Source organism: Halorhodospira halochloris (assembly GCF_002356555.2).
Classification (GTDB): Bacteria; Pseudomonadota; Gammaproteobacteria; order Nitrococcales; family Halorhodospiraceae; genus Halorhodospira; species Halorhodospira halochloris.
This window is the reverse complement of the sequence record NZ_AP017372.2, coordinates 504,520-528,674: the sequence shown is the minus strand read 5'-3', so window position 1 is coordinate 528,674 and position 24,155 is coordinate 504,520. Positions and strand designations below refer to the sequence as shown.

24 protein-coding genes and 1 tRNA gene are annotated in these 24,155 nt (G+C 58.9%); 7 read left to right on the top strand and 18 right to left on the bottom strand.

The window, feature by feature from the left end; translation table 11 throughout:
• Positions 1 to 66 precede the first annotated feature (66 nt).
• From HH1059_RS02540 to mutL, 9 genes are all read right to left on the bottom strand, one after another.
• Positions 67 to 1,368: an adenylosuccinate synthase gene (locus HH1059_RS02540; protein WP_096407925.1), complete on the bottom strand. Its 1,302-nt coding sequence runs from the start codon at positions 1,366 to 1,368 to the stop codon at positions 67 to 69.
• Between the two features lie 2 nt (positions 1,369 to 1,370).
• On the bottom strand, positions 1,371 to 2,555 hold the full coding sequence (locus HH1059_RS02535; protein ID WP_096407923.1) for an ATP phosphoribosyltransferase regulatory subunit: 1,185 nt from the start codon (positions 2,553 to 2,555) through the stop codon (positions 1,371 to 1,373).
• The gene (locus HH1059_RS02530) at positions 2,555 to 2,746 is read right to left on the bottom strand and encodes a DUF2065 domain-containing protein (RefSeq protein ID WP_096407920.1); all 192 of its coding nucleotides are present in this window, start codon (positions 2,744 to 2,746) and stop codon (positions 2,555 to 2,557) included. The genes HH1059_RS02535 and HH1059_RS02530 overlap by 1 nt, the downstream gene beginning before the upstream one ends.
• 15 nt (positions 2,747 to 2,761) lie before the next feature.
• Entirely contained in the window at positions 2,762 to 3,655 is an 894-nt protein-coding gene (gene hflC / locus HH1059_RS02525; RefSeq protein ID WP_096407917.1) for a protease modulator HflC, read from the bottom strand.
• Positions 3,655 to 4,863: an FtsH protease activity modulator HflK gene (gene hflK, locus HH1059_RS02520; protein WP_096407915.1), complete on the bottom strand. Its 1,209-nt coding sequence runs from the start codon at positions 4,861 to 4,863 to the stop codon at positions 3,655 to 3,657. Before hflK ends, hflC begins: the two co-directional genes overlap by 1 nt.
• Before the next feature lie 349 nt (positions 4,864 to 5,212).
• Positions 5,213 to 6,583, bottom strand: coding sequence for a ribosome rescue GTPase HflX (gene hflX / locus HH1059_RS02515; protein WP_231902002.1), 1,371 nt, complete (start codon positions 6,581 to 6,583; stop codon positions 5,213 to 5,215).
• Positions 6,528 to 6,800, bottom strand: coding sequence for an RNA chaperone Hfq (hfq, locus tag HH1059_RS02510; protein WP_096407909.1), 273 nt, complete (start codon positions 6,798 to 6,800; stop codon positions 6,528 to 6,530). The genes hflX and hfq overlap by 56 nt, the downstream gene beginning before the upstream one ends.
• Before the next feature lie 52 nt (positions 6,801 to 6,852).
• Positions 6,853 to 7,962, bottom strand: coding sequence for a tRNA (adenosine(37)-N6)-dimethylallyltransferase MiaA (gene miaA, locus HH1059_RS02505; RefSeq protein WP_096407907.1), 1,110 nt, complete (start codon positions 7,960 to 7,962; stop codon positions 6,853 to 6,855).
• Entirely contained in the window at positions 7,962 to 9,926 is a 1,965-nt protein-coding gene (gene mutL / locus HH1059_RS02500; RefSeq protein ID WP_096407904.1) for a DNA mismatch repair endonuclease MutL, read from the bottom strand. The genes miaA and mutL overlap by 1 nt, the downstream gene beginning before the upstream one ends.
• Positions 9,927 to 10,023: 97 nt before the next feature.
• Between mutL and HH1059_RS02495 the strand changes: the two genes are divergently transcribed.
• Positions 10,024 to 11,613 (top strand): NAD(P)H-hydrate dehydratase, encoded by a 1,590-nt coding sequence (locus tag HH1059_RS02495; protein WP_096407902.1) that lies wholly within the window; start codon positions 10,024 to 10,026, stop codon positions 11,611 to 11,613.
• Between the two features lie 83 nt (positions 11,614 to 11,696).
• On the opposite strand, the gene HH1059_RS02490 is transcribed toward HH1059_RS02495, so the two are convergent.
• Both HH1059_RS02490 and tsaE read right to left on the bottom strand, forming a co-directional pair.
• Positions 11,697 to 13,019: an N-acetylmuramoyl-L-alanine amidase gene (locus HH1059_RS02490; RefSeq protein WP_096407899.1), complete on the bottom strand. Its 1,323-nt coding sequence runs from the start codon at positions 13,017 to 13,019 to the stop codon at positions 11,697 to 11,699.
• Between the two features lie 414 nt (positions 13,020 to 13,433).
• On the bottom strand, positions 13,434 to 14,030 hold the full coding sequence (tsaE, locus tag HH1059_RS02485) for a tRNA (adenosine(37)-N6)-threonylcarbamoyltransferase complex ATPase subunit type 1 TsaE (protein ID WP_420809684.1): 597 nt from the start codon (positions 14,028 to 14,030) through the stop codon (positions 13,434 to 13,436).
• Positions 14,031 to 14,078: 48 nt separating this feature from the next.
• On the opposite strand from tsaE, the gene queG reads away from it, so the two are divergent.
• The gene (gene queG, locus HH1059_RS02480; protein WP_096407897.1) at positions 14,079 to 15,143 is read left to right on the top strand and encodes a tRNA epoxyqueuosine(34) reductase QueG; all 1,065 of its coding nucleotides are present in this window, start codon (positions 14,079 to 14,081) and stop codon (positions 15,141 to 15,143) included.
• 39 nt (positions 15,144 to 15,182) lie between these two features.
• Here the strand turns inward: queG and panD are convergent, their stop codons facing one another.
• From panD to pcnB, 5 genes are all read right to left on the bottom strand, one after another.
• The gene (gene panD / locus HH1059_RS02475) at positions 15,183 to 15,563 is read right to left on the bottom strand and encodes an aspartate 1-decarboxylase (RefSeq protein ID WP_096407894.1); all 381 of its coding nucleotides are present in this window, start codon (positions 15,561 to 15,563) and stop codon (positions 15,183 to 15,185) included.
• Between the two features lie 105 nt (positions 15,564 to 15,668).
• Entirely contained in the window at positions 15,669 to 16,523 is an 855-nt protein-coding gene (gene panC, locus HH1059_RS02470) for a pantoate--beta-alanine ligase (protein ID WP_096407892.1), read from the bottom strand.
• On the bottom strand, positions 16,520 to 17,380 hold the full coding sequence (gene panB / locus HH1059_RS02465) for a 3-methyl-2-oxobutanoate hydroxymethyltransferase (RefSeq protein ID WP_096407889.1): 861 nt from the start codon (positions 17,378 to 17,380) through the stop codon (positions 16,520 to 16,522). The genes panC and panB overlap by 4 nt, the downstream gene beginning before the upstream one ends.
• A gap of 48 nt (positions 17,381 to 17,428) precedes the next feature.
• Positions 17,429 to 17,932: a 2-amino-4-hydroxy-6-hydroxymethyldihydropteridine diphosphokinase gene (folK, locus tag HH1059_RS02460; protein ID WP_231902001.1), complete on the bottom strand. Its 504-nt coding sequence runs from the start codon at positions 17,930 to 17,932 to the stop codon at positions 17,429 to 17,431.
• Entirely contained in the window at positions 17,933 to 19,324 is a 1,392-nt protein-coding gene (gene pcnB, locus HH1059_RS02455; protein ID WP_096407885.1) for a polynucleotide adenylyltransferase PcnB, read from the bottom strand.
• A 142-nt stretch (positions 19,325 to 19,466) separates the two neighbouring features.
• Between pcnB and HH1059_RS02450 the strand changes: the two genes are divergently transcribed.
• The 3 genes from HH1059_RS02450 (at position 19,467) to HH1059_RS13115 (ending at position 20,303) form a co-directional block, all read left to right on the top strand.
• Positions 19,467 to 19,541 (top strand) — tRNA-Glu (locus tag HH1059_RS02450).
• Between the two features lie 53 nt (positions 19,542 to 19,594).
• A complete protein-coding gene (locus tag HH1059_RS02445) occupies positions 19,595 to 20,044 on the top strand; it encodes an RDD family protein (protein ID WP_096407883.1) in 450 nt (149 codons plus the stop codon).
• Positions 20,045 to 20,117: 73 nt separating this feature from the next.
• Positions 20,118 to 20,303: a hypothetical protein gene (locus tag HH1059_RS13115; protein ID WP_162549318.1), complete on the top strand. Its 186-nt coding sequence runs from the start codon at positions 20,118 to 20,120 to the stop codon at positions 20,301 to 20,303.
• Between the two features lie 702 nt (positions 20,304 to 21,005).
• Here the strand turns inward: HH1059_RS13115 and lptG are convergent.
• Positions 21,006 to 22,058, bottom strand: coding sequence for an LPS export ABC transporter permease LptG (lptG, locus tag HH1059_RS02440; RefSeq protein WP_096407880.1), 1,053 nt, complete (start codon positions 22,056 to 22,058; stop codon positions 21,006 to 21,008).
• A 4-nt stretch (positions 22,059 to 22,062) separates the two neighbouring features.
• Positions 22,063 to 23,217: an LPS export ABC transporter permease LptF gene (lptF, locus tag HH1059_RS02435; protein ID WP_231902000.1), complete on the bottom strand. Its 1,155-nt coding sequence runs from the start codon at positions 23,215 to 23,217 to the stop codon at positions 22,063 to 22,065.
• Between the two features lie 25 nt (positions 23,218 to 23,242).
• On the opposite strand from lptF, the gene HH1059_RS02430 reads away from it, so the two are divergent.
• Both HH1059_RS02430 and HH1059_RS02425 read left to right on the top strand, forming a co-directional pair.
• Positions 23,243 to 23,677, top strand: a complete 435-nt coding sequence (locus HH1059_RS02430; protein ID WP_096407878.1) for a DNA polymerase III subunit chi — start codon at positions 23,243 to 23,245, stop codon at positions 23,675 to 23,677.
• 2 nt (positions 23,678 to 23,679) lie between these two features.
• A complete protein-coding gene (locus HH1059_RS02425) occupies positions 23,680 to 24,141 on the top strand; it encodes a hypothetical protein (protein WP_096407875.1) in 462 nt (153 codons plus the stop codon).
• Positions 24,142 to 24,155: the final 14 nt, after the last annotated feature.

The following is a 24,155-nucleotide window of genomic DNA, read 5'->3' as shown; positions in this document are numbered from 1 at the left end:
ATGGGGCTTTGAGGGGTAGCTCTCAGCAAGCTCCCCCGGGCCGGGCCAAGAAACTTAGAAGAAGCGTTACCTAAAGGGACTCTCACGAACAATCGTCTGCCGCCGGTCGGGGCCGGTCGAGACAACCGCAATAGGCACCCCGATCAGCTGCTCGATACGCTCCAAATAACTACGTGCCGCGGCCGGCAGATCAGCATAGCTCTCCACCCCGCTGGTCGATTCGCCCGGCCAACCCGGCACATCCTCATAGATCGGCTCACAATCGGCCAACGTCTCGACCTCAGCCGGCAGGGTATCGAGCGCCTCGCCAGCGTAACGATAGCCGGTGCAAATGCGCAACGTCTCTAGCCCATCGAGCACATCGAGCTTGGTGATACATAGACCCGAAAGACTGTTAATCTGCACCGCCCGGCGCATCGCCACAATGTCCAGCCAGCCACAGCGGCGCTGGCGGCCGGTCGTAGCACCGAACTCATTGCCCTGTTTGCCTAAATAGGCGCCCATCTCATCGTTGAGATCAAGCTCGGTAGGAAACGGGCCGTGGCCAACCCGAGTGGTGTAAGCCTTGGTAATACCAAGCACATAATCTATCACCCGTGGCCCAACACCGGTCCCTGCAGCTGCGGCTCCAGCGCTGGTATTAGATGAGGTCACGTAGGGATAAGTCCCGTGATCGATGTCGAGAAGCGTCCCCTGCGCCCCTTCGAAAAGGATCGAACGACCGGCTTGCATCTCGGCACTGAGCAGGGCACCACTGTCAGCTAGCATCGGCGCCAGCTTTTCACCATGATCCAGTGCCTGCTCAAGCACAGCCTGGAAATCGAGCTTCTCAGCACCGTAATAGTGCTCAAGGATGAAATTATGGTAATCAAGCAGCTCACCGAGCTTAGCTGCCAAGCGCTCGCGGTGATAGAGATCCGATAGGCGAATGCCGCGCCGGGCAACCTTATCCTCATAGGCAGGCCCGATACCTCGCCCAGTTGTGCCGATCGCCGCCTTACCCCGGGCGAGCTCGCGCGCCTTATCCAGGGCTTCATGGCTGGGTAGAATCAACGGGCATGAGCGACTAATCCGCAATCGCTGCTTTGCTGCTACCCCACGCTGCTCAAGTTCATCAATCTCCTTGAGCAGTGCGGCTGTCGACAGCACAACCCCATTACCTATGACACAAGTAACATCGGGACGCAGAATCCCGGACGGGATAAGGTGGAGAATGGTCTGCTCGCCATCTATGACCAGCGTATGACCAGCATTATGGCCGCCCTGAAACCTAGCCACTACCCCAGCGTGCTCGGTCAACCAATCGACTATCTTGCCTTTACCCTCATCGCCCCACTGGGTACCGACCACCACCACATTCTTTCCCATGCCTAAACTGCCTCCAATTCCCATTTGCCATTGCGTTCGACGAGCCGGCGGTTGCAACCGTGCCGATCAGCATCACCCGGCAGCTGCCAGACCACTCTCTCGCCCTGGGCGCGCAGCTCACGGACTCGATTCAGCAGCGCCCTATCCTCCATCCATGGCGCTAGAACTCCTCCGTAATCCTGAGCCATGGTGCCGGTATCACTCTGGGATAGATTGAGCAACCGCTTAAGGTCGGTGCTATACCCGGTAGCCGGACGGGGACGACCGAACGCCTTGCCAATCCCGTCATACCGCCCACCCCGTGCCACTTCCTGAGACAAGCCAGGCGTATAGGCAGCAAATGCGATGCCGGTGTGGTACCTATAGCCACGCAACTCGCCCAGATCAATGCAGACGTTAATCCCGGGTTCGCGTGTCGCCAAACTGCCCAACAGCTGCTGCAGCTCGTCAAGCGCGCTATCGACGCCTTCATCTACGCCACCGAGTTTTGCACGCGCAAGCTCCAGAACCTCGGGCGAGCCATGCAAACTCGCCAAAGAGCAGAACATACCGTTTAATTCCGCGGCCACCCCAGAATTAGCGAGCATCGTAGAGATCTCATCTGCTGCCTTGCGCTGGAGCAGATCAAATAGGGCGGCCTCATCGGCGGAATCCAGCTCGGCCCTAGCACTCAATGCCTGGAAGATGCCGACATGGCCAATATCCAGGTGAAGATCTTGCACTCCCGCGCTGCGCAGCGTCTCAAGCATTAGCGAGAGGACCTCTAGGTCGCTCTCTATGCCGCTATGGCCATAGAGCTCGGCGCCGAGCTGAACCGCATTACGGCTCTGCGCTGCCCCGCCGCCGCGCGCCTGCAGGACACTGCCGAGATAGCACAGCCGGGTAACCCCTTCACGTCGCAGCTGATGGGCATCAACACGGGCCGCTTGCGGGGTTATATCCGGTCGTACCCCAAGCATGCGGCCAGAGAGTTGATCAGTCAGCTTGAATGTCTGCAGATCAAGATCACCGCCCGTCCCCGTCAAGAGGGCATCGAGGAACTCAATGAAGGGCGGCATGATCAGCTCATAACCCCACGCCCGATGCAGGTCAAGGAGCCTTCTGCGCAGCTCTTCGGCCTGCTGGGCACGGGGCGGCAAGAGCTCATCTACGCCATCGGGGAGAAGCCAAGGGGCTTGTCGTTGCATCAATTACGCACCAGGTAGAGTAGCAGCAGGCCAAACCCCATAGAGAGCAGACCTACAACGCGCAGGCTGCCGTCATCCATCTCGGCAGCCTGACGCATTGCGTGTCTAAACATATCCGGGCTAGCCGCCGGCATTATTCCCTCAAGCACCAACAGCAGAGCGATAGCTGTCAGGAAATCCTGTACCGCCATGACAGCCTCCTGCCATCACTCCTGGAGCTCATCAGTTGCAGGGATACCGCCGCCGCCGAAGTAACGGAAGAACTCCGATGTGGGCGAGAGCACGAAGAAGTCATCGCCGGACTCGAACGCCTGCCGGTAAGAGCGCAGACTACGCTGGAAAGCGAAGAATTCCGGCTCTTGGCCATAAGACTGAGCATAGATATCCGCCGCCTCAGCATCGCCCTCACCACGCAGACTCTCGCCTTCGCGATAGGCCTCAGCGAGGATAACGGTGCGCTGTCGATCGGCGTCGGCACGGATGCGTTCGCCGGCCTCGTCACCGCGGGCGCGGATCTCGCGGGCTACCCGCTCACGGTCAGCGACCATGCGCTCAAAGATGGAATCGGTAACATCTTCCGGCAGATCAATACGCTTGAGCCGCACATCAAGGACCTCAAGGCCAAGATTCTGCGCCGCATCAGCGGTAGCTTCGCGCAGGATCTGCATTATCTCTACCCTCTCGCCGGAGATAATATCCTGCACCATGCGCTTACCGAACTCCGCTCGCAACCCGTCACGAATGATCTCGCGCAAGCGCTGGTTGGCCCGTTCCGGATCGCCGCGCACCGTCATGTAAAAGCGCTCGGCATCGGCGATGCGCCACTTTACAAAAGAGTCGACAATCAGGTTCTTCTTCTCCGAGGTCAAGAAGCGCTCCGGCGATTCGTCGAGGTTCTGCACCCGAGCATCGAACTTACGGACGTTGTTGACAAACGGCAACTTAAAGTGGAGCCCTGGATCGTAATCCGACTCTACTACCTCACCGAGGCGGAACTTCAGCGCCAACTCTTTCTCGGAGACCGTAAACATCGAGAAATAGGCTAGCACTGCAACCACTAAAACCAGGGGCAGGACGACATTCTGAAGTATCTTACTCATTAGCGCGTCCCCCTATCACGCAGTGCATCACGTGCCCGCAGAGTCGGCGTAACGGCGTCGCGCTCGTCAGCCACGTCGATATTGGCCAACGGCTGTTGTTGACCCATGCCTGTCGTAGTACGACCGCCCATTATCTTATCTAGCGGTAGGTACATAAGTGACTGGCTTGCCTCCGAATCAAGCATTAGTTTGCTGCTCTTACCCAGGATCTCCTCCATCGTCTCAAGATAGAGGCGCTGGCGCATCAAATCAGGGGCATTGCGGTATTCCGCAACCAAGGCATCGAAGCGCGAAGCATCACCCTCAGCCCGGGCAACAACCTGCTCGCGATAACCCTGTGCCTCTTCGAGGATACGCGCTGCCTGACCCTGGGCCCGCGGGATCAGCTCATTGGCATAGGCCTGGGCCCGGTTAATCTTGCGCTGCTCATCTTCACGAGCGCGAATGGCGTCCTCAAACGCCGGCTGCACCTCTTCCGGGGGTTGGATATCCTGCACCGCAACTTGCACAACAGCGAGGCCGGTTTCATAAGTGTCCATGACCTCTTGGAGCAACCGCTGAGTCTCGCGGGCTACCTCGGTGCGCCCTTCGGTGAGCACAAAGTGGAGTTCACGCTTACCTATTATCTCCCGGATGGCACTCTCAGTTACCTGTTTTAAGGTCTCTTCCGGCATGCGGAAGTTGAACAGATAGAGGAACGGATCCTGGACCTGGTACTGTGCCGCAATACGCACATCAACGATATTCTCGTCACGGGTTATCATCAGCGCCTCATGGGGCACCGGGCGCGATTGGCCTTGCATCGTCTCATAACCGACCTCGGCTATGCGGCGCTGCTCGACGTTAACCCGCTCGACGTTGCCTATCGGCCACGGCCAGTGCCAATGGGGCCCCGGCTCGGTAGTATCGGCGTGCTTACCGAAGGTCAGCTCGACCCCTCGCCAACCCTGATCGACTATGTATATGCCGGACAGTCCCCAGATTATAAAGGCCGCCGCAGCCAGCAGACCGATTCCGACGCTGCCAGGTCCGCGCGGTGATGGGCCATCCCCATCACTGGAGGCTCGCTTGCCACCAAAGAGGCCGTTGATCTGGTCACGTAGCTTACGGAACACCTCATCAAGATCGGGCGGCCCACCGCTGCCACCGCCTTTGGGGCCACCTCCCCAGGGATCGCGGCCACCGCCGCCGGGTTCATTCCAAGCCATTCATTGCTCCATAGTTCCGGTGTGAGACACCATCGATGCACGGTCTCGAGATTCTATTTGGACGGACTGATTGCCGCAACCACCGCCTGCGACCCTGCCTTTGATACCGATATATTATAAACACAAAAACCCCGAACATTACTAACTGCAGCGCTGCTTATTCCCGTAAGTGCCCATTGTCTCTAGGAACCTCTAAAGACCCCCCCGGGGCCACTCAACTGCCCAGGCGTGGAGGTCTTGGCGCCAGGGATGGCGCCATGAAGCCTCCAGGGATGGATTCACGGCGTCCTCCACACCGGGCAGTTGAGTGGCCCCGGGGGAGTCTTTAGAGATTCCCTCAGCGGACAGTTTATGGTCTACTGACCACTTCGCGCTCCAACCCCTCGCGAGCATGCAGCCGCTCCAATTCATGATTAGGCAGCTCCACTTCCAGCTCCAGGGTGCCATTATCGGCATAGCTCTCATTGATCACACTGCCGAGGCGAAACAGCTCGGAGCGCAGCTTGCCTTGCTCCGGGGCCAGTGACACCAGGCGCCGCACCCGCTGCGGCCCAAGGCGTGCGGCAACGGCGGCAAGCAAGTCATCGAGCCCCGCCGCCGGCTCTTGAGCGGATATGCGCACCCCTTCGAGTTCGCCGACATCGGTGTAGAACGGCCCTGCCGTAAGCGCCGTAGTATCCACCTTATTATAGACTCGCAATACCGGAACGTTCTGCGCACCAATCTCGTCCAGAACCGTTTCTACCTGCTCGATCTGGTGCTCGCGCTCCTGCGCCCCGGCATCGATGACGTGCAACAACAGATCCGCCTCACTAACCTCCTCCAGGGTCGAGCGGAAGGCGGCGACTAGATCGTGCGGCAACCTACTGATAAAACCAACCGTATCGGAGATCACCGCAGCCGCCCCAGGGGCCAAGTCGACTCGGCGCCAGGAGGTGTCCAGGGTCGCAAAGAGGCGATCTTCGGCGTGCCGCTCCGATCCAGTCAAGGCATTAAACAGGGTAGTCTTACCGGCGTTGGTGTAGCCGACCAGGGAGACCACCGGTAGCTGACGCCGCCGCCGGGCTTTGCGGCCTTGCTCACGATTGCGCCTGACCTTGACCAAGCGGCGCTCAATCTGCTTTATCCGCCCGCTAATCATGCGCCGGTCCATCTCCAGCTGCTTCTCACCTGGACCGCGCAAGCCGATGCCGCCCTTTTGCCGCTCCAAGTGCGACCAGCCTCGCACCAAGCGACTAGAGACATGCTTGAGCTGCGCCAACTCGACCTGTAGACGCCCCTCAAAGGTTTGTGCCCGCTGGGCAAAGATATCCAGAATCAGGCCGGTTCGATCGAGGACGCGGCAATTAAGATCCGCCTCAAGATTGCGCTCCTGAGCTGCCGAGAGAGGCTGATCGATTAGGACCAGAGCTACTCCCAAATCAGCGACCTGCTCGGCCAGCTCGGCTACCTTACCACGGCCTAAAAAGGTCCGTGGGTCGGGGGTATCCCGGCGGTGATCGAAGCGCCCGACAATATCCGCTCCGGCCGAACGCGCTAGGGCTGCCATCTCTTCGGCTGCATCAAGGGCATCGCCTGGCATCCGCACATGCACCGTGACTGCCCGCTCACCGCCGCTCGGGCGGGCAAATAGATCAGCAGGCCCACTGCTGCTGAGTATACGTTCAGCGATCGCTCTCCTCCTGACCGTGTTCAAGGTCGGTAGGCTGATCGTCCCCAAGCGCAGGTATCCGCACCCGCCGCGCCGGGACTATAGTTGAGATTGCATGTTTATAGACCATCTGATTTACATTATTGCGCAATAAAACCACAAATTGATCGAAGGATTCGATCTGGCCCTGAAGCTTTATCCCATTAACCAAATATATAGATACCGGCACCTTCTCCTTGCGCAGGGTATTTAGAAACGGCTCTTGCAGTGACTGCCCTTTTGACATGGCGTTAGGCCTCGTCTGAATTGTTGTTGTTATGTGGGCCCACGGTTAAACCCTACCGTGCAAACACTTCCTCTATCAGTCTACTTACTTTGACGTAGTGCTGGCTAGAGGGACCGACATCAATGTTATACGCCGGTTCCAGCCGCTCACGGACAGTACTCTCGCGCCCACTCGGCAAACCCATAATGGGCCTCTTTCCGCTGCACGGCGTGGCTGGAAAATGGCGGCGCATCCAGGTCAGCTGCCGCTTAGCATATTTCCTAGTAGCACTGACTCCACGGCGAATCATCTCATTATAGGCACACTGCCCACAGATATACTGCCAAACTTGACGATAACCTACCGCCCGTAGAGCGGGCAAATGCAGCCCAAGATCAGCACGCCGATAGAGCATCAGCACCTCCCCCACCAAGCCGGCTGCCAACATGGCCCGGAAACGCTGTTCGATGCGCTCATGTAGCCAGGCCCTACTAACCGGCTGCAACGCTATCTTAAGTGGCCTTGCCGCCAAGCCAGGGACACCCGGCTGGCGCTGTATCTCGCTCATCGGGCGGCCTGTTAAGCGGTGCACCTCTAACGCCCGCTGGATGCGCTGAGCGTCGTTAGGGTGGAGGCGCTGCGCGGTCTCTGGATCCTGTTCGGCCAAGCGCTGGTGCAGATGGGCCAACCCGCAGCGCGCAGCCTCTGCCTCGAGCTCTTGCCTAATCTGCTGATCGGCCCCCGGCATTGGTGATAAACCCTGCTCAAGGGCTTGGAAATACAGCCCGGTACCACCAACAAACAGTGGCACCCGAGCGCGGGCACGAATCTGTGCTACTACTTGCTGGGCGTCTTGGACAAAATCTGCCGCCGAGTACGGCTCTGCCGGGTCGCGCAAATCGATGAGGTGATGCGCCACTTCCCGCCTCAGCGCTACCCCCGGTTTGGCGGTGCCAATATCCAAGCCTCGATAAACTTGGGCCGAATCTACACTGACAATCTCCACCGGCAGGCGCCGAGCCAGCTCTATGGCGATATCGCTCTTACCAACCGCCGTCGGCCCCATTAAGAATACGACCCCGGGCCGAGGCTGCTGAACGTCGCCTAAAAACTCCGCTGTATAGCGCTCACTGCTTGGGTTACTTGAACCTTGATTGAGTGGCGATTTGTTGGAATTTGCCATCAGCGTCCGCGCTTGAATAATCGCGCCAAGCCCTCATCGTCCAACAGGGTGTAAGTAGGACGGCCGTGATTACACTGCGCCGCGCGCGGGGTCCGTTCAATATCGCGCAGCAGCCGGTCCATTTCCGCTCGGCTTAGCTGCCGCCCAGCCCGAACTGAGCCATGGCAGGCCACCCCCGCAAGCAGGTTGTGGATCGCCTGTTGAATACCGGCAGCCGGATCGGCCTCCTGCAGTGATCCGATCACATCGGCGAGCAACTCTTGCGGGTCGGCGTTAGCAAGCAATGCCGGCAAAGAGCGAATGCGGACACTATCCGGCCCGCTACGCTCAATCTCTAAACCGGCATCAGCCAGGCTCTCAGCATACAACTCGACCAGTTCCGCCTGCTGTGGGGTAACGGCAAGAGTAACAGGCATTAGCAGGTCCTGTGTCGCAACCTGGGCATTAGCAAACTGCGCCTTGAGCTGCTCATAAACGACCCGCTCGTGAGCGGCGTGCATATCGACTATAACCAGCCCCTGCTCAGACTCGGCTAGGATATAGGCGCCCCGAATCTGGCCGATCGCATAGCCTAATTGCGGCGCCGCCTCTGGCCCCGACTGATCTTGCTCGGCAATGCCCGGCGTCGACTCTTCTGGTGCAGCCATACCAACATCTGCATGGCCGACTTGTGAGTCGTCCTCAGCAGGCACGAAATGACCGTAGAGCTGGCCCACTTCCGCCAGATCCAGCCGCTGCTGATGTGGCTCGCGCCACCTCTGCTGCGCACCCTCTGGCACCCTTTGCTCCACTCCCCTGCTCTCCCGCATAGAGTCGGCGGTGGAGGGCTGTGCAGACTGCCGGGGCGGGCTTGACTGGGCCCGGCCCGGCTCTGACACACCGCCTTGATTCAGCTGACCACGCCCTGCTGGCTGCGCGGTCGCGCTCGGCGACGAATTGGCCCCAGCCGGCCCCAACATCGCCAGAGCCTCGCCAATGCGCTGGGCGAGGAAGCCGTGCACCGTTCGCCCATCTCGAAAGCGGACCTCGTGCTTCATGGGGTGGACATTGACGTCGACTTGGGTTGGATCGATCTCTAAATAGAGCACATAGGCCGGGTAGTGATCGCGATACAGCACATCCTTATAGGCCTGACGAATGCCATGGGCAGCGGTGCGATCACGCACCAGCCGGCCATTGACAAAAAAGTACTGCAGATCGCCTTGGCGGCGCGCCGCCGTGGGCAATCCCAACCAGCCGCTCAGACGCATCCCGGCGCCCTCCAACTCAACATTGGCACTGTGTGTGGCGAACTCACTGCCGAGCAGGTCGGCAAGCCGCTGCTGGCGATCACTCTCATCCTGGGTCGGGGCCAGATTAAGCAAGCACCGGCCTTGGTGGTTGAGGGTAAAACCGACATCGAAGCGGCTCAGGGCAAGCCGGCGTACCGCCTCCTGAATGTGCTGCAACTCAGTCCTATCGGTACGTAAAAACTTGCGCCGCCCCGGGGTGTTAAAAAACAGATCATCAACGGTAACGGTTGTGCCAACCGGATGTGCCACAGGCTTCGGCTGCATCTGATCGTCATCAGGCGCATCACCGGCGCGGACTTGGTGGCCATGCTCAGAGTCGGCTTGCCGTGACGCGATGGTCAGTCTCGAGACTGCGGCAATGCTGGGCAAGGCCTCACCGCGAAACCCCAAACTGGAGACGCTCTCTAACTCGTCGAGATTGTAAATCTTGCTAGTAGCATGACGGCGCAGTGCCAGGGCGAGCTGCTCAACAGCAATGCCGTGGCCGTCATCCTGCACGCGGATGCGCTGCTTACCGCCTCGCTCAACATCGATTAAGATCCGCTGCGCAGCGGCATCCAAGGCGTTCTCGGTGAGTTCCTTGACCACCGATGCGGGTCGTTCAACAACTTCCCCGGCAGCAATTTGATTGATCAGCTGCTCAGGTAGAGGGCGGATGCTAGGCTCAGTCATAATAAAATGAATCGCTTATATCCCCGCCCGATTGGGCGAGTGTTTACGCGGGTTTTGCTAATATTCTCGCATAAAACGCGACCAACTGAGGACAGCGATGCTCACCACAGCACTCTACACGCCGGAACAGGTTCGAGAGCTCGACCAGATCGCCATTACCGAGGCCGGCATCCCCGGCCTGAGGCTGATGGAGAGGGCCGGTCGTAGGGCCTTTGCCGTGCTGCGCAGCAACTGGCCACAAGCGCGGCGCATCACCATCTTCTGCGGTGGCGGCAACAATGCTGGCGATGGCTACGTCGTCGGCCGCTTAGCCCATGAGGCCGGCCTAGAGGTAGAGGTTATTTATCTCAGCGATCCGCATCGCTTAAAGGGCGATGCTGCAACTCAAGCACAGCGCTTCCTTGAGACCAGCGCCGCCTGCAAGCCTTTCGACGCCCATCAGCTCGACTCAGGCGATGTCATAGTCGACGCCCTTCTCGGCACCGGTCTCGACCGTCCTGTAGCAGGTGAGTACGCCGCGGCAGTAGAAGCCATCAATGGCCAAAAAGGCCCGGTCTTAGCCCTCGACATACCCTCAGGGCTCCACGCGCGCACCGGCTCCGAGCTTGGCTGTGCGGTGCAGGCCCACGCCACTGTAACCTTCGTCGGCCTCAAGAGCGGTCTATTTACCGCCCGCGGCCCGGCGCTTTGCGGTACCTTGTTCTTCGACGATCTAGGCACAGCAGCCGTTAATGCAAATCGCTTAGAGCCATACGCCAGGCTCGTCTCCCCAGATGACCTAACCACGGCCCTTACCCCACGACCCCGCGACGCCCACAAGGGCGATTGCGGCCACGTCCTGATCATCGGTGGCGGCCCCGGCATGGCCGGAGCCGCTCGCCTAGCCGGCGAGGCGGCGCTGCGCTGCGGGGCCGGTCTGGTCAGTGTTGCCACCCGCACTGAACATATAAGTGCCCTCGTCGGCGCCCGCCCCGAGCTAATGGTCCACGGCGTTGAGTCAGCCAACCAAATCGCTGCGTTGCTGGAAAGATGCACCACGATAGTCGTCGGCCCCGGGCTCGGCCAGGACAGCTGGGCAGACGAGCTCTGGCACGCCGCTATGGCTAGCCCCATCTCAAAAGTAATCGACGCCGATGGGCTTAACATCCTGGCCAATCAGGGAGTCGCAGCAGACAACGCGGTCCTCACTCCCCACCCCGGTGAAGCCGCGCGTCTGCTCGGCCAGAGCACAGCGCAAATAAGCGCCGACCGCTTTGCCGCTGCCCGCGCCCTCGCCTTGTCCACAGCTGCCAAAGGGACAGGCACCTCAGGGACCTCCAAAGGGGCAGGCACTATCGCCACCGCTATCGCCACCGCCGAAGATAACGGCGCCGCCAAAGGGACAGGCACCGTCGCCGCTCCCAAAGGGACAGGCACCGTCGCCGTTCTCAAAGGGCCAGGCACCATCATTGATGACGGAGTCAATGTCGCCCTAGCCAACTGCGGCAACCCTGGCATGGCCAGCGGCGGCATGGGCGATGTGCTCAGCGGCATGATTGGGGCATTTATCGCCCAGGGATTGGACCTAGCAACAGCTGCGCGCTGCGCCGTATTAGCTCACGGTACAGCCGCCGATAAAGCCGCTGCTGTGCGCGGCGAACGCAGCCTCCTCGCCGCCGACCTGCTCGAGGAGATCAAGCTCGATTAGCTTAACGATCTTTATCAGGGCCGCTGCAAACAGCGCGAACCGGCGCTGCAAGCTGCGCACCATAACCGCTGGCGACTTTGTCACTACGGGATTACTAGGGTGTTACCGACGTTTATCTGATCGCCGCTGAGGTTGTTCGCCTGCCTGATGGCATCAGTGCTGACCTGATATTTCCGCGCAATTTGCGACAAGCTATCGCCACGCTCCACCGTATGCTCCCGTTTACCCTCCTGAGCCTGGCGGATCTCCGGCAGGATATAATTGCCCGCATACTGCTTAACCGCGGCGAGGATGCCATCGGCAAGTTGACTCTGGTAGCCAGGATCGTTGAGCCGCCGCTCTTCTTCAGCGTTAGTCATAAATCCCAATTCTATTAATAGGGAGGGCATATCAACCGATTTGAGCACCGCAAAACCAGCCCTATCGACCCGGTTGCGCAGAAGATCGGCGTGCCTATCAAGCTCAGTGAGCATGTAATCGCCTACCTCAAGGCTGGCCTCAATGGTCGCCCCGCGGGTCAAATCAACCAGCACTGAGCGCAGATCATCGTCCTTATCTTCCAGCGAGACACCACCGAGAAAATCTGCCGCATTCTCGCGCCGCGCCAGCATACGCGCCCGCTCCGAGGTGGCACCGTCAACCGACAGGGCATAGACGCTAGCGCCCTTTACATTGGGGTTTTCCGCACCATCGGCGTGCAAGGATAGAAACAGGTCCGCTTCGTGCTCGCGCGCCTTGCGCGTCCTATCGCGCAAGGCCATGTAATAATCGCCGTCGCGAATCATCAACGGCTCCAATGACGGCTCCTGCTCGATCAGATCCCTCAGCTTACGCGCCACCGCCAGGGCGACATCCTTTTCATAAGTACCGCTCGGCCCGATAGCACCGGGATCAACACCACCATGGCCCGCATCAATGGCTATCAGAGCCTTGTCCTGATTGCGCTCGGAGGCTGAACGAACCGGCTGCGCCCGCTCCCGCGAGGCCTCGTGTGCCTCCCTCTTATCCGGGGTGAGATCAAGCAGCAGCTGATGGCCCTGCTCACCCCCTTGGCCGATCACAAAACTGCGCGTATCAACGCGCTCCTCCATATCCAATACCAGGCGCAACTGACCACTCTGCTGGACCCCGCTGCGCATCTCCCGCAGCAATCCAGCCCTAGGCAAATCTTGAGTAGCAAGCTCAGTCTGGTCGAAGTCGATCACCACTCGGTAGGGGTCAGAGAGACTGAATACATCGTGCTCCGGCACATTGTCCAGATCAAAAATAATGCGCAAGCGCGAGTCCTCCTCCACCGCGTGGACGCGCTCGATCTTGGCCTCGTCCGCCGATGCCAGCGGCACAACGGACCACAACAAGGCAAATAAGACTAAGCCAGAGAGCCAACGCAACTTATCCAACCCCATACTTCTCAAGCCTCTGCCCCCCTAGAGAATCTCTAGATTAGTCTTTGGAGAGCCCAACATTCAAGTATTTTATCTCACTAATTCACGATGATAGGGCATATTGTTGATAAACCATAGCAACTTTTTCGACTGCTTATCCATACTGCTGGCGTCCCGTACTGACTGGGAGTCTTTAAGCCGCACCCCAGGGATGGATTTACACCTTCCGCGTATGGTCGCAGCTGGCAGTGCTAGCATAAGGCGCCTCTAAGGACTTCCCCTGAGCCGCTTGGCTGCCCTGGGGGTGGAGGACGCCGTGAATCCATCCCTGGAGGCTTCATGGCGCCATCCCTGGCGCCAAGACCTCCACCCCAGGGCAGCCAAGCGGCTCAGGGGAAGCCCTTAGAGGCGGCTTTAGGGATAGTAATTAGGGAGCTACTTAGAACTGCAACTCGGGATATCAAGAAGTGATAAAGCTCGCCGCAGCGATTCGGCTGAAGAATCACTCCTTGGCTCAAGCTCGACATGGCGAGGGCTGTCGGCAGGATCGGTGGCATCTATTGCAGACCCGCCCTCCCCTGGAAAGTTACAGTGCTCCAGCCTAACCACCAAATCGGCCGCAGGCAGCACGCCACTGCCGCGCTCAGGCCACTCGACTAGAGTCAACAGGTCTGCCGCCTCTAGTTCATCCAGGCCGATAAAATGCAACTCTTCAGGCTCCGCCAGGCGGTATAAGTCGAGATGGAAGACGCGCCCCGTGTCGGTTTCATAGGTCTCGACAAGGGTATAGGTTGGGCTGCGCACCGCCCCCTCGACGCCACGGCTGCGCAGCAGAGCGCGCACCATGCTGGTCTTGCCGGCACCCAGATCGCCATACAGATAGACCATCCCGGCACTAAAGGCCCTGCCTATGGCGGCTCCCAAGGCGGCGGTAGCGGCACAATCGGGCAATTGAAACTTCACCGTTTCGCCACAACTGGCATACTCGGCCATAGTTGTGTTGCACGGGCCTAATTCGTGCGGATCCTGCATGGCAAAAACACCTAAAAACCGACTACTCACAAAGACTGTAGGATAAAAATGTCAACCGAGCCTATCGATCCCGCCCCGATCCGCTCCTGGGCCAAAGAGCTGGGCTTCAGTGACTGTCGCATAGCCGCACCGCACCTGCCGATCGAGGATGAAGAGCGGCTGCTGGACTGGCTGCGCCAGCAGCGCCACGGCGAGATGCACTTCATGGCCCGTCATGGCCGCAAAAGGGCCCGCCCCAAGCAGCTTTTCCCTGACGCACAAGCAATCATTGTGGTCCGCATGGACCACTTTCCGGCTACTTCTGCTGCGCAACAAGCGGTCCTAGCCGAACCCTCGCGCGGCTATGTCGCCCGCTACGCCCTAGGGCGTGACTACCATAAGGTGTTGCGTCAACGGCTTGCCCTGCTCGGACAGAGGATTGCCCAAGAGTACTCCAGCCACGGCCCAATTAGCCACCGCACCTTCGTCGACAGCGCGCCGGTGCTCGAGCGGGCGCTAGCCCGTCAGGCGGGAATAGGCTGGGTGGGCAAGAACACCCAGCTCATCTGTAAGGACGCAGGCTCTTACTGCCTGCTCGGTGAGCTATTCGTCAGCCTACCCTTAGCTCCAGACTCGCCGGTTAGCAACCACTGCGGCAGTTGTCGCGCCTGCCTACACAACTGCCCCAGCCAAGCCCTGCTCAGCCCTTATCAGCTAGATGCGCGGCGCTGCGTCTCATACTTAACCATCGAGCACCCCGGCAGCATCCCCGAGGAGTTGCGCCCGGCCATCGGCAACCGGATCTTCGGCTGCGACTCCTGTCAGCAGGTATGCCCCTGGAACCATCAAACAGCACAGACAGCACTGGATGATTTTCAACCCCGCCACGGCCTCGATAACGCCCTTTTGGCTCACCTCTTTGAGTGGGATGAGGCGACCTTCTTGGACCGAACCGCAGGCATGGTCATTCGTCGCGCAGGCTATGAGCGCTGGCGGCGCAATCTAGCGGTCGCGCTTGGCAACTGCGCGCCATCAGCAGAGTCGGTAAGTGCCCTCAACAGCGGGTTGAGTGATCCCTCCGCTGTTGTCCGAGAGCACGTCAGGTGGGCACTTGAGAGGCTAGGGCACGGGTAGGCTCCGCCACCTCCTACCGGAGCGCCGCGTGCAACACGCTCAGGCCACTTGCAAAGGGATCTGGCCACGCCGGTGGGTGACCCGGTTTGCCTCATCAAGGTAGACCAAGCGCGGCTGGAAACCGGCCAACTCCTCGCTATCAAGCCCAGCGTAAGCGCAGATAATGACCCTATCACCCTCGTTACACTTATGCGCAGCCGCCCCGTTCATTGAGATCATTCGCGAGCCATGCTCACCGGTTATCGCATAAGTTACAAAGCGCTCTCCATTCTCAATGTTGTAGACATGGATCTGCTCGTACTCGCGAATACCGCTAGCCTCCAGGAGCTCGGCATCTATGGCGCAAGACCCCTCATACTCGAGTTCGGTCTGGGTCACCCGCGCCTTATGGAGCTTACCCTTGAGCATCGTCATTTGCATTACTTGATCACCTCGCACCACATAGTCTCGTTTCAACCATACCTGATTGTTTAGTCATGTGCACCTGCACAACTGACAAGGCTCGGCAATTATGCCTCCAGGAGCCTAGTCGATCAATCGCACTGCGATATTGTCAATAAGTCGGGCTGCCCCTACCTGCGCTGCTCCCAGGCAGACCAGCTCGGTATCAGCCGGAGACGGCGCAGCCAGATCGTCGCTGCGGCGAATTGCCAGATAATCCACGCGTGAAAAGCCCGCCTGCCTAAGTCGTGTTGCGCCCGCCGCCTCCAGCTGTTGATAATCGCGACGCCCGGCGCGCAGCTCGGCCACCATCTCCTGCAGGGTCGCATAGAGCTCGGCGGCGACACGACGTTGCTCAGCATCCAGATAGTTGTTCCGCGAACTTAGAGCCAAGCCATCCGCTTCACGCACAGTCGCAACTCCCAGAATCTCAACCGGATAGTCAAGATCCTGTACCAAGCGGCGGATCACCTGTAGCTGCTGATAATCCTTATTACCAAACGCCGCGGCATCCGGCTCAACAATATTGAACAACTTGGCCACAACCAGCGCCACCCCGGCAAAATGGCCAGGCCTATCAGCGCCGCATAGGGTATTGGTAAGCGCAGGCAGATCAATCGTGGTTGCCGGGGCACCGCGCGGATACATCTGCTCCGCTGAGGGAGCGAAGACCGCGTCTACCGGATAGCCAGCGAGAGCGCGCAAATCATCTGCCAGGGTGCGCGGATAGGACTCATAATCTTCGCTAGGACCAAACTGCAAGGGATTAACAAAGACTGAGACCACCAGCCTATCGACGTGGTTCGATAGCTCCTCCACCAGCTTTAGGTGGCCCTGATGCAGATTACCCATAGTCGGCACCAGACCGATACGTTCTCCTCGAGCCCGCCAGTGGCGGGCTTGCTGGCGCATCTCATGGCGTTCGCTTAGCTGTATCACGCCTTAAACTCGTGCTCCTTACCAGGGAATGTGGCCTGTTTGACCGCCGTTACATACGCCCTAATGGCAGCCATTACCCCACCAGCCGAACTACCAAAATCCTCGGCGAAGCGGGGTGGGTGCCTAGTCACCCCTAGCACATCATGAAGAACCAGGATTTGGCCATCACAGCCGCGTCCAGCACCGATGCCCACAACCGGCATCCGCAGGCTCTGCGCCAAATGCTTGGCCAATTCCGCCGGCACGCACTCGAGAATCAGCAGATCCGCCCCCGCCTGCTCAAGGGCTTTGGCGTCCGCCTCCATATCCCGGGCCTCCTGCTCTGCCCTACCTTGCACCCGATAACCGCCCAACTTATGGACCCGCTGAGGCTTCAACCCGAGGTGGGCACATACCGGGATACCATTCTCGGTCAACCGCTCGACTAGGGCCGCCTGCTCCGCACCCCCCTCGAGCTTGACCATCTGCGCCCCGCCTGCCTTCATCAGTTTACCGGCATTGAGCAGCCCCAACTCAACATCGGTGTGGCTCATAAACGGCATATCAGCCACCACCAACGCTCGCTGGGCACCTCTGGCAACACACTGGGTGTGGTAGACAACATCATCAACACTCACTGGCAGCGTCGTCTCATGCCCCTGGACGACCATCCCCAATGAGTCACCCACTAGCAGCAAGTCTACCCCGGACTGATCACAGGCCGCGGCGAAGCCGAAGTCATACGCTGTCAGACAAGCAATCGGCTCCGCCCTTGATTTCATCGCCGCAAGGGCAGCAACAGTCACCGGCGTTATCGGGGCATCCGACTCACCATGGCCAGATCCTCTGCTTTGACTACCACTGGCACTAGCGCTCATACCACCTCCGCATGCCGTTACTGTGCAATCGGCACGCACTAAAAAAATCTATGAATCGATTCGCAGGAGCTGACCAGCATCTAACCGGGCAGCTATCTCGCCAATCTCCCCCATACCGGGGACTATCAGCTGCGGCTCGATCTCCACTAGAGGAAAGACGACAAACGGCCGGTGCTCTAGCCCCGGATGAGGTATTGTTAGCCTGTCATCAGCGAGCTGAACATCCCCATAAACTAACAAATCCAAGTCCAATGTTCGCGGCCCCCAGCGCAAATCCCGATCACGCTGGCGGTGCTGCCGCCTCTCAATAGCCTGCAACTGATCCAATAGCTCATGGGGCGAGAGCTGCGAATCAAGCCTCGCCACCGCATTGACGAAATCCGGCTGCTCCGCCAAACCCGGCGCATTCATAGCAGGATTACGATAGAACCCGGAGACCTGCATCAAAGTGGCCGAACTCAGCTCAGCGAGATGAGCAAGGGCCTGCCTCAACTGCCGCGGCGGGTTATGCAGATTACTGCCCATACCGATGTAGGCGGGCACAATAGCCACTTAACCCTCCTCACTCACCTTGCTGCGCCCCTTAGCACCGCCTCTTTTACCTCGCCGCCGTGAACCTCGGCGGGGCTTATTAGCAGCTTTATCGTCGGCATTAGCAGTGCTCGCGCCGTTCTCCTCCCTACTTTTCCCCTGCTGCTTGGCAGCTGGCGAGTTAGGCGAATCCTGTTGCAGTTGCCGCCACCATTGCGCCAGCTCGCTTGGCGCATCGCCACTACCAGCGCGCAACTCGAGAAAGTCATAAGCTGCCCGGAACCTAGGATGGCGCATCAGTCGTTGAGCACGCCGGGCTCCGCGGCGTTCCAAACGCGCCTGCAGCGACCAGATCTCGCGCATAGGAATGCTAAAGCGCTTGGGCAGCGCTATGCGTGACTGCTGCGCCGATTGCACCTCAGACCCGGCCTGCTGGATGGCCGGTGCCGGTTGCTCTCCCGCCGCCCGCAACTCCCGCTCGCGCTTGCGCACCGCCGGCCAGAGCAGTGCAGCAAAGAGAAAGGCCGGGGTCACCGGCTTATCCGCCCCCACCCGCTCATCCGTGCTGCGCAATGCAGCGGCTAAAAAGGGGACCCATGACTCATCGCCATCTTCTTTCAGCGCCTCGCTTGTCACCGGCAGCAAGGGATCAAAGAGCGAGAAATGGCGTAGCATCTCGAATGATTCCAGCGCCATCCCCGAGAGAAAGAGCTTGAGCACTTCATCAAACAGCCGGGCTGCCGGCATATCGGCCAGGGTGGGGGCTAGCTCTGGTATCGGTCGCGCCGTATCCGGATGGATACGAAAACCGAGCTTGAGCGCAAAGCGCACCGCCCTGAGCATCCGCACCGGATCCTCTTGAAAGCGCTCATGCGGATCACCGATAAGCCTAATTACTCCGGCATGAAGGTCATCCATGCCGCCGGCATGATCAACTACCGAGAAATCGTCGATGTTGTAATACAGTGAATTGACCGTAAAATCGCGCCGCAACGCATCCTCACTTAATGTGCCGTAGACGTTGTCCCGGACTATGCGGCCCTTTTCATAAACAACATCGCCCTGCAGATCATCCTGATCAGGGTCATGCATCGCCCGAAAGGTAGCTACCTCAATGATCTCGGGGCCAAAATGAACATGCGCTAATCTGAACCGCCGTCCAATCAGGCGGCAGTTACGAAACAGCCCTCGCACCTCTTCCGGACGAGCATCGGTAGCCACATCAAAATCTTTCGGCTCTCGCCCCAATGACAGGTCGCGCACCCCGCCGCCCACCATATAAGCTTGATAACCGGCCTTACGCAACCTATACAGCACCTTCAAAGCGTTATCGCTTATATCAGCGCGTGAGACACGATGCGCATCGCGCGGAATGATTCTCGGCTCTACATCTTTAGGTCCGTCCAGACTCACAAAACTCCTCGAAGAAATTACTCATACCCTTGTCCGTGGTTGACTAACCTGTATAATAGCAGGCTTAGCTTGATGGGTTGACCCCCAATATTATTAAAAGTTTATGTAGGCTTTGCCTACAGCGATTATAACGCGACCACGAGCTCCCATCGTCTAGCGGTTAGGACGCCGCCCTCTCAAGGCGGAAACAGGGGTTCAAATCCCCTTGGGAGCGCCATTTAGTCACACTCCATCTGCTTACCAGCCAGCTACCACTCACCCCGACCGAACATGCCTGACAAGCCCCGCAAATCACCTAAAGCACCCTCATGGGGCACGCGACTAGCTGCACTCTTCTACGACTTTCTGCTGACCATATCAGTACTCGTGATAGGCACGCTGATCTACGTCATGGGCAGCCACTATATTACTTCCAGCGAAGAGGTATCGCCCGGCGACCCCGTTCTGCGCATCTATCTCGCCGCCATTCTATACCTGTTTTTTGTCGGCTTTTGGATGCACGATGGCGCCACACTGGGCATGCGCGCCTGGAAACTGAACATAGTCAACTCTGACGGACATAGGCCCTCGCTCAGACAAGCCAGCATCCGTTTCTTCCTCGCCATCATCTCCTGGCTCGCCGCTGGCGGCGGCTTCCTGTGGGCCCTGTTTGACCCCGAACGCCGCACTTTTCACGACCGGTTCGCGGGAACTTGGCTTATCCAGCGGGATGAGGAATAGGCGGGTTGATTCTTCCAGGACGTCATTAAAACTCCCTGCTGAGCCATTTCGCTGCCCCGGTGTGGAGGACGCCGTGAATCCGTCCCTGGAGGCTTCATGGCGCCATCCATGGCGCCAAGACCTCCACACCGGGGCATTTCGAAATGGCTCAGGGGGAGTTTTAATGACGCTGCACAGGGAAGACGCCAAAGCCCCCCCAATTCGTGGCCCTGCTAAATCGATTAGCGATCTCGTAGAGCCCGGCGAGGCGGCCGATTAGCGGTTTCATCGAGCGGGGTGTTATTAGCTTTGAAAAACCGTATAAATTTGGCGGAGCATTCAAACATGCTGATGCTTTTCTGCGGCCCGCCGCCATCTCCTTTTCCTTAGCTATGTGGACTTGTAGACAAGCGCTTTGCACCGCCCTGAGCCCTACGGGCCGTATGGACAGCCCGTGGACAACCATGCGGGTTGCCAGCCGCCTGACCACACTCTCAGGGCTCTCGACAGGGCCCGAAAGGCCAGCAACTGGTTTGTAAAGAAGAGCGGTAACACCCTGAAAGAAGAAATCGACGCAGCGCTTGTCAGCAAGTCTCAGCTGCTAGCAGCCCAATAGATATGCTAATTACTGAATCATCCGCCAATTATGTAAGGACTTTGGCAGCCAACGACAGCCTGACTAAGGGCCACCGATTAGCGGTCTCATTGAGCCGGGTTAGTGCGGTAGTAGAGATCACGGCATCTAGGGCAGCGCTATGAATCTGCCCGGCCGCCTCTCAAAACACCCCCAGGGCCATTGCGCTGCCCCGGTGTGGAGGTCTTGGCGCCATGGATGGCGCCATGAAGCCTCCAGGGACGGATTCACGGCGTCCTCCACACCGGGGAGCGAAATGGCCCTGAGGGGTGTTTTGAGAGACTCTAACTAGGGGCAGATTTACTGCGTCTCCCACTACCGCCCCACCCGACTCAATGAAACCGCTAATCACCTGACCCGCATGACCCCCACCGCACCAATGATAAAAAACACCACCACCGGCAACAACGCAGCCACCGACGGCGGCAAACCATAAACAATCCCCGCCTGCCCGAGCGCCCGGTTAACCAGGAAAAAGGCCGCGCCGACCAATATCCCCACCACTATGCGCTGACCGGCACCAGCAGAACGCACCGCGGTAAAGACCAACGGCACAGTAACCAGCATCATCGCCAGGGTCGCCAGAGGAGTAGCTATCTTCTCCCAGAGCGCCAAACGGTACTGCGCACTGTCCAGATCATTATTCTCCAAATAACGGATATATCGCCATAGCTCAAGTGCAGGAAGCTTTTCCGGGTCGGCTACCACCAAGGCAAGCAGATCAGGTCGCAGTTCACCAGGCCAACGCCACGAGTCGAGCTTCTCAAGCTCCACCCCCTGTTGATCAAAGCTAATTACCTCAACCTGCTCCAGCCTCCAGCTGCCATTGTCATAAAAGGCCTCTTCAGCCCCTATGCGCTTTGTGAGCTCGCCATCGGCAAAGCGGAAAACGGTCACAGACTGCAAGTGGGACCTTGAGCGGGGTCGTTCGGCGCGCAGGAAATCTCTCCCATCACGGGCCCACAGATCGCCACCCGGCCCGGTACGCAACTCGTCCGCTTCTGCAGCGCCTTGCATAGCAGCCATTTGGCGCTCAGCGGCGGGCACCACATACTCACCCACAACGCTAGCTAGTACCGCCAGCACCAACCCACCAGCCATGACCGCACCGGCAATCTGCACCACCGATACCCCTGCGGCCCGCATAGCTGTCAGCTCTTGACGAGCCGCCAAGGCACCCAGCCCCATCAACGATCCGATCAGTGTTGCAAAAGGAAAGGCCTCGTAAGCCAGCTCTGGGGCATCGAGCAACGCAGCTAGGAGCACATCAAAAGTACTCTCATCACCATCGGCGACGCCATCGGCGAGGGCAAAGACCAGATCCAAGGCCAGTATCGCCGCCAACGCTACCAGCGCGGCCAGAATCACTGTACGGGCAAGATAAACTACCAGGATCAACATGTTACTAGTTACCCAACGATCCAGAGCGGCGGACCGGCCATAGGCCACCAAAGCGATACCGGGTCCAGGCCAATGCAGCCAGCAGCGCTGCAACATGCACCCAGAGCAAACCCAGTTCAGCCGGCGTGCGCCCCTCCTCTAACCACTCATGGCCGGTGGTCAACAGCTGGAAGTAGGCAACATAGACCAACACGGCACTGAGCAGCTTACCGTAGCGACCATCGCGCGGTTCGGCCTTGGCCAAAGGGACTGCCAAAACCGTTAGGACGATCACCATAGCCGGCATGGACAGCCGCCAATGCACTTCAGCTATATCCGCCAAGTGATCTGACCCGATCAACTCAGCCGTTGCTGTTCCCTCGCGATCGCGCTCGACATCTACCGCCTCTCTAGTATCAACCAGCAAACCGTGGCGCTCGAAGCGAGTCACCGTCCAGTCGCGCTGCCCCGCCTTGCCGTCATAACGATAGCCGTCACCAAAGACTAAATATCGGTCACCGGTCTCTGGCCGATAATCCTGCACTGCCCGATCGGCGCGCACTATTACCTCTCTGTCGGCATCCTGGACGTAAACAAATACCTCGCGCAATTCACCCTCACCAGCGCTATCCCCAGCATATAAAGTCCCTATGTCGCCACCACCTACAAATTGCCCTGCCTGAAAGGCGCCGAGATCAACATCACGGGCTGCCTGCTCGCTGTAGACATCGGCCTGATAGCTCGCCCAGGGCGCAACATAGACGCTCAAGACGAAGACCAGGACAGCCACCGGCACAGCCAAATAGGCCAACCCCCTAGTTATAAGCGCCGGCCCCACCCCGCAGGCGGCCAGCACCGGCAATTCACTATCCCTATAGAGGCGGCCCATAGCCAAAACCATGCCGATGAAAAGCGCCGCGGGCACAACAACGCCCAGATAGCGAAGGACTTGCAACCCCATCAGGACAGCCACGGCCTCAGCGGGAATCTCACCTCCAGCCGCATCGGCCAGATAGTCGATCGAGCGATTAGCGGCAAGGACTACAAACAGCACCAGGAAGACCGCAAAGCTAGCTGCAGCTGCCTCGCGAAACAGGTAACGATCGATAATGGAAAAAATCAACGCAACTACCCGCCCTCTCTCGTCAGTCTCGGCATGTTTACGTACACTATAAAGCAAAGACAACCAACCAGCAGGGAGCCCAGTGACCCGGGTCGACTTCTACATCCTCAAGCAGTCGGGCGTTAACGTACGCGAGCATTTCGCATGCCGCCTAGCCGAAAAGGCCTACTCTCAAGGCATAACCGTTGTTATGCTAACAGCCGATCATGAACAGACGGCCAGGGTCGATCGACTGCTCTGGACCTTCCGCCAGGGGAGCTTCATACCCCACGCCTGCATAACAGAACACGACGACGAGCCGGTTGTCATTGGTACCGCCCCCGACACCAGCCCCACCAGCGATAGCGCGGTACTAATCAACCTGACCGACGATATGCCCCATAACTGGGCCCAGGGCGCCAGAGTAGCGGAGATCCTCGATCAGCGCCAGACGACCCTAAAGCCTGGCCGAGCCCGTTATAAAGAGTACCAACAACACGGCTGCCAACCACAGACTCATCATATTGACGGGGATTAGCGATGAACGATCCGTTTATGCCTAAAGGCGATGAGCCTCCTCTTCTCTATGACTTGGTCATGAGTGGCGAGCGGGTACGCAACGCCGGCGGTCCATGGCTTGGCATCGAAGGTCAAGATAGTGGTCTGCTTAGCGCCCCCCCGCCGCCATCTTTAAAGGCCTTGTGGGAGGGGCAAGGCACCCTTGACCCCACCCCGACAAACGCCGCAGAGCAGAACAGCCAACCAACCCCGCACCAGCCTGAGGAACCGGCTGCGAGCAGGGAGCCGCAAACGGTTGCCGAGGTGCCCGCCGAGTTGCGCGCCGAGATAGAGCGCCAGGCTTGCCGCACGCTAGCCAAGCATTTTCGCCAGCAGATAGCTGAGCGCCTCGACGAAGCTATACAACAGTCCCGCCAACCAATCCGCAAGGCTGTCGAAGACGCCCTGGTCAGCGCGGTGAGCAGCACCAGAAAAAATCAATAACAGGATAGAGGAAT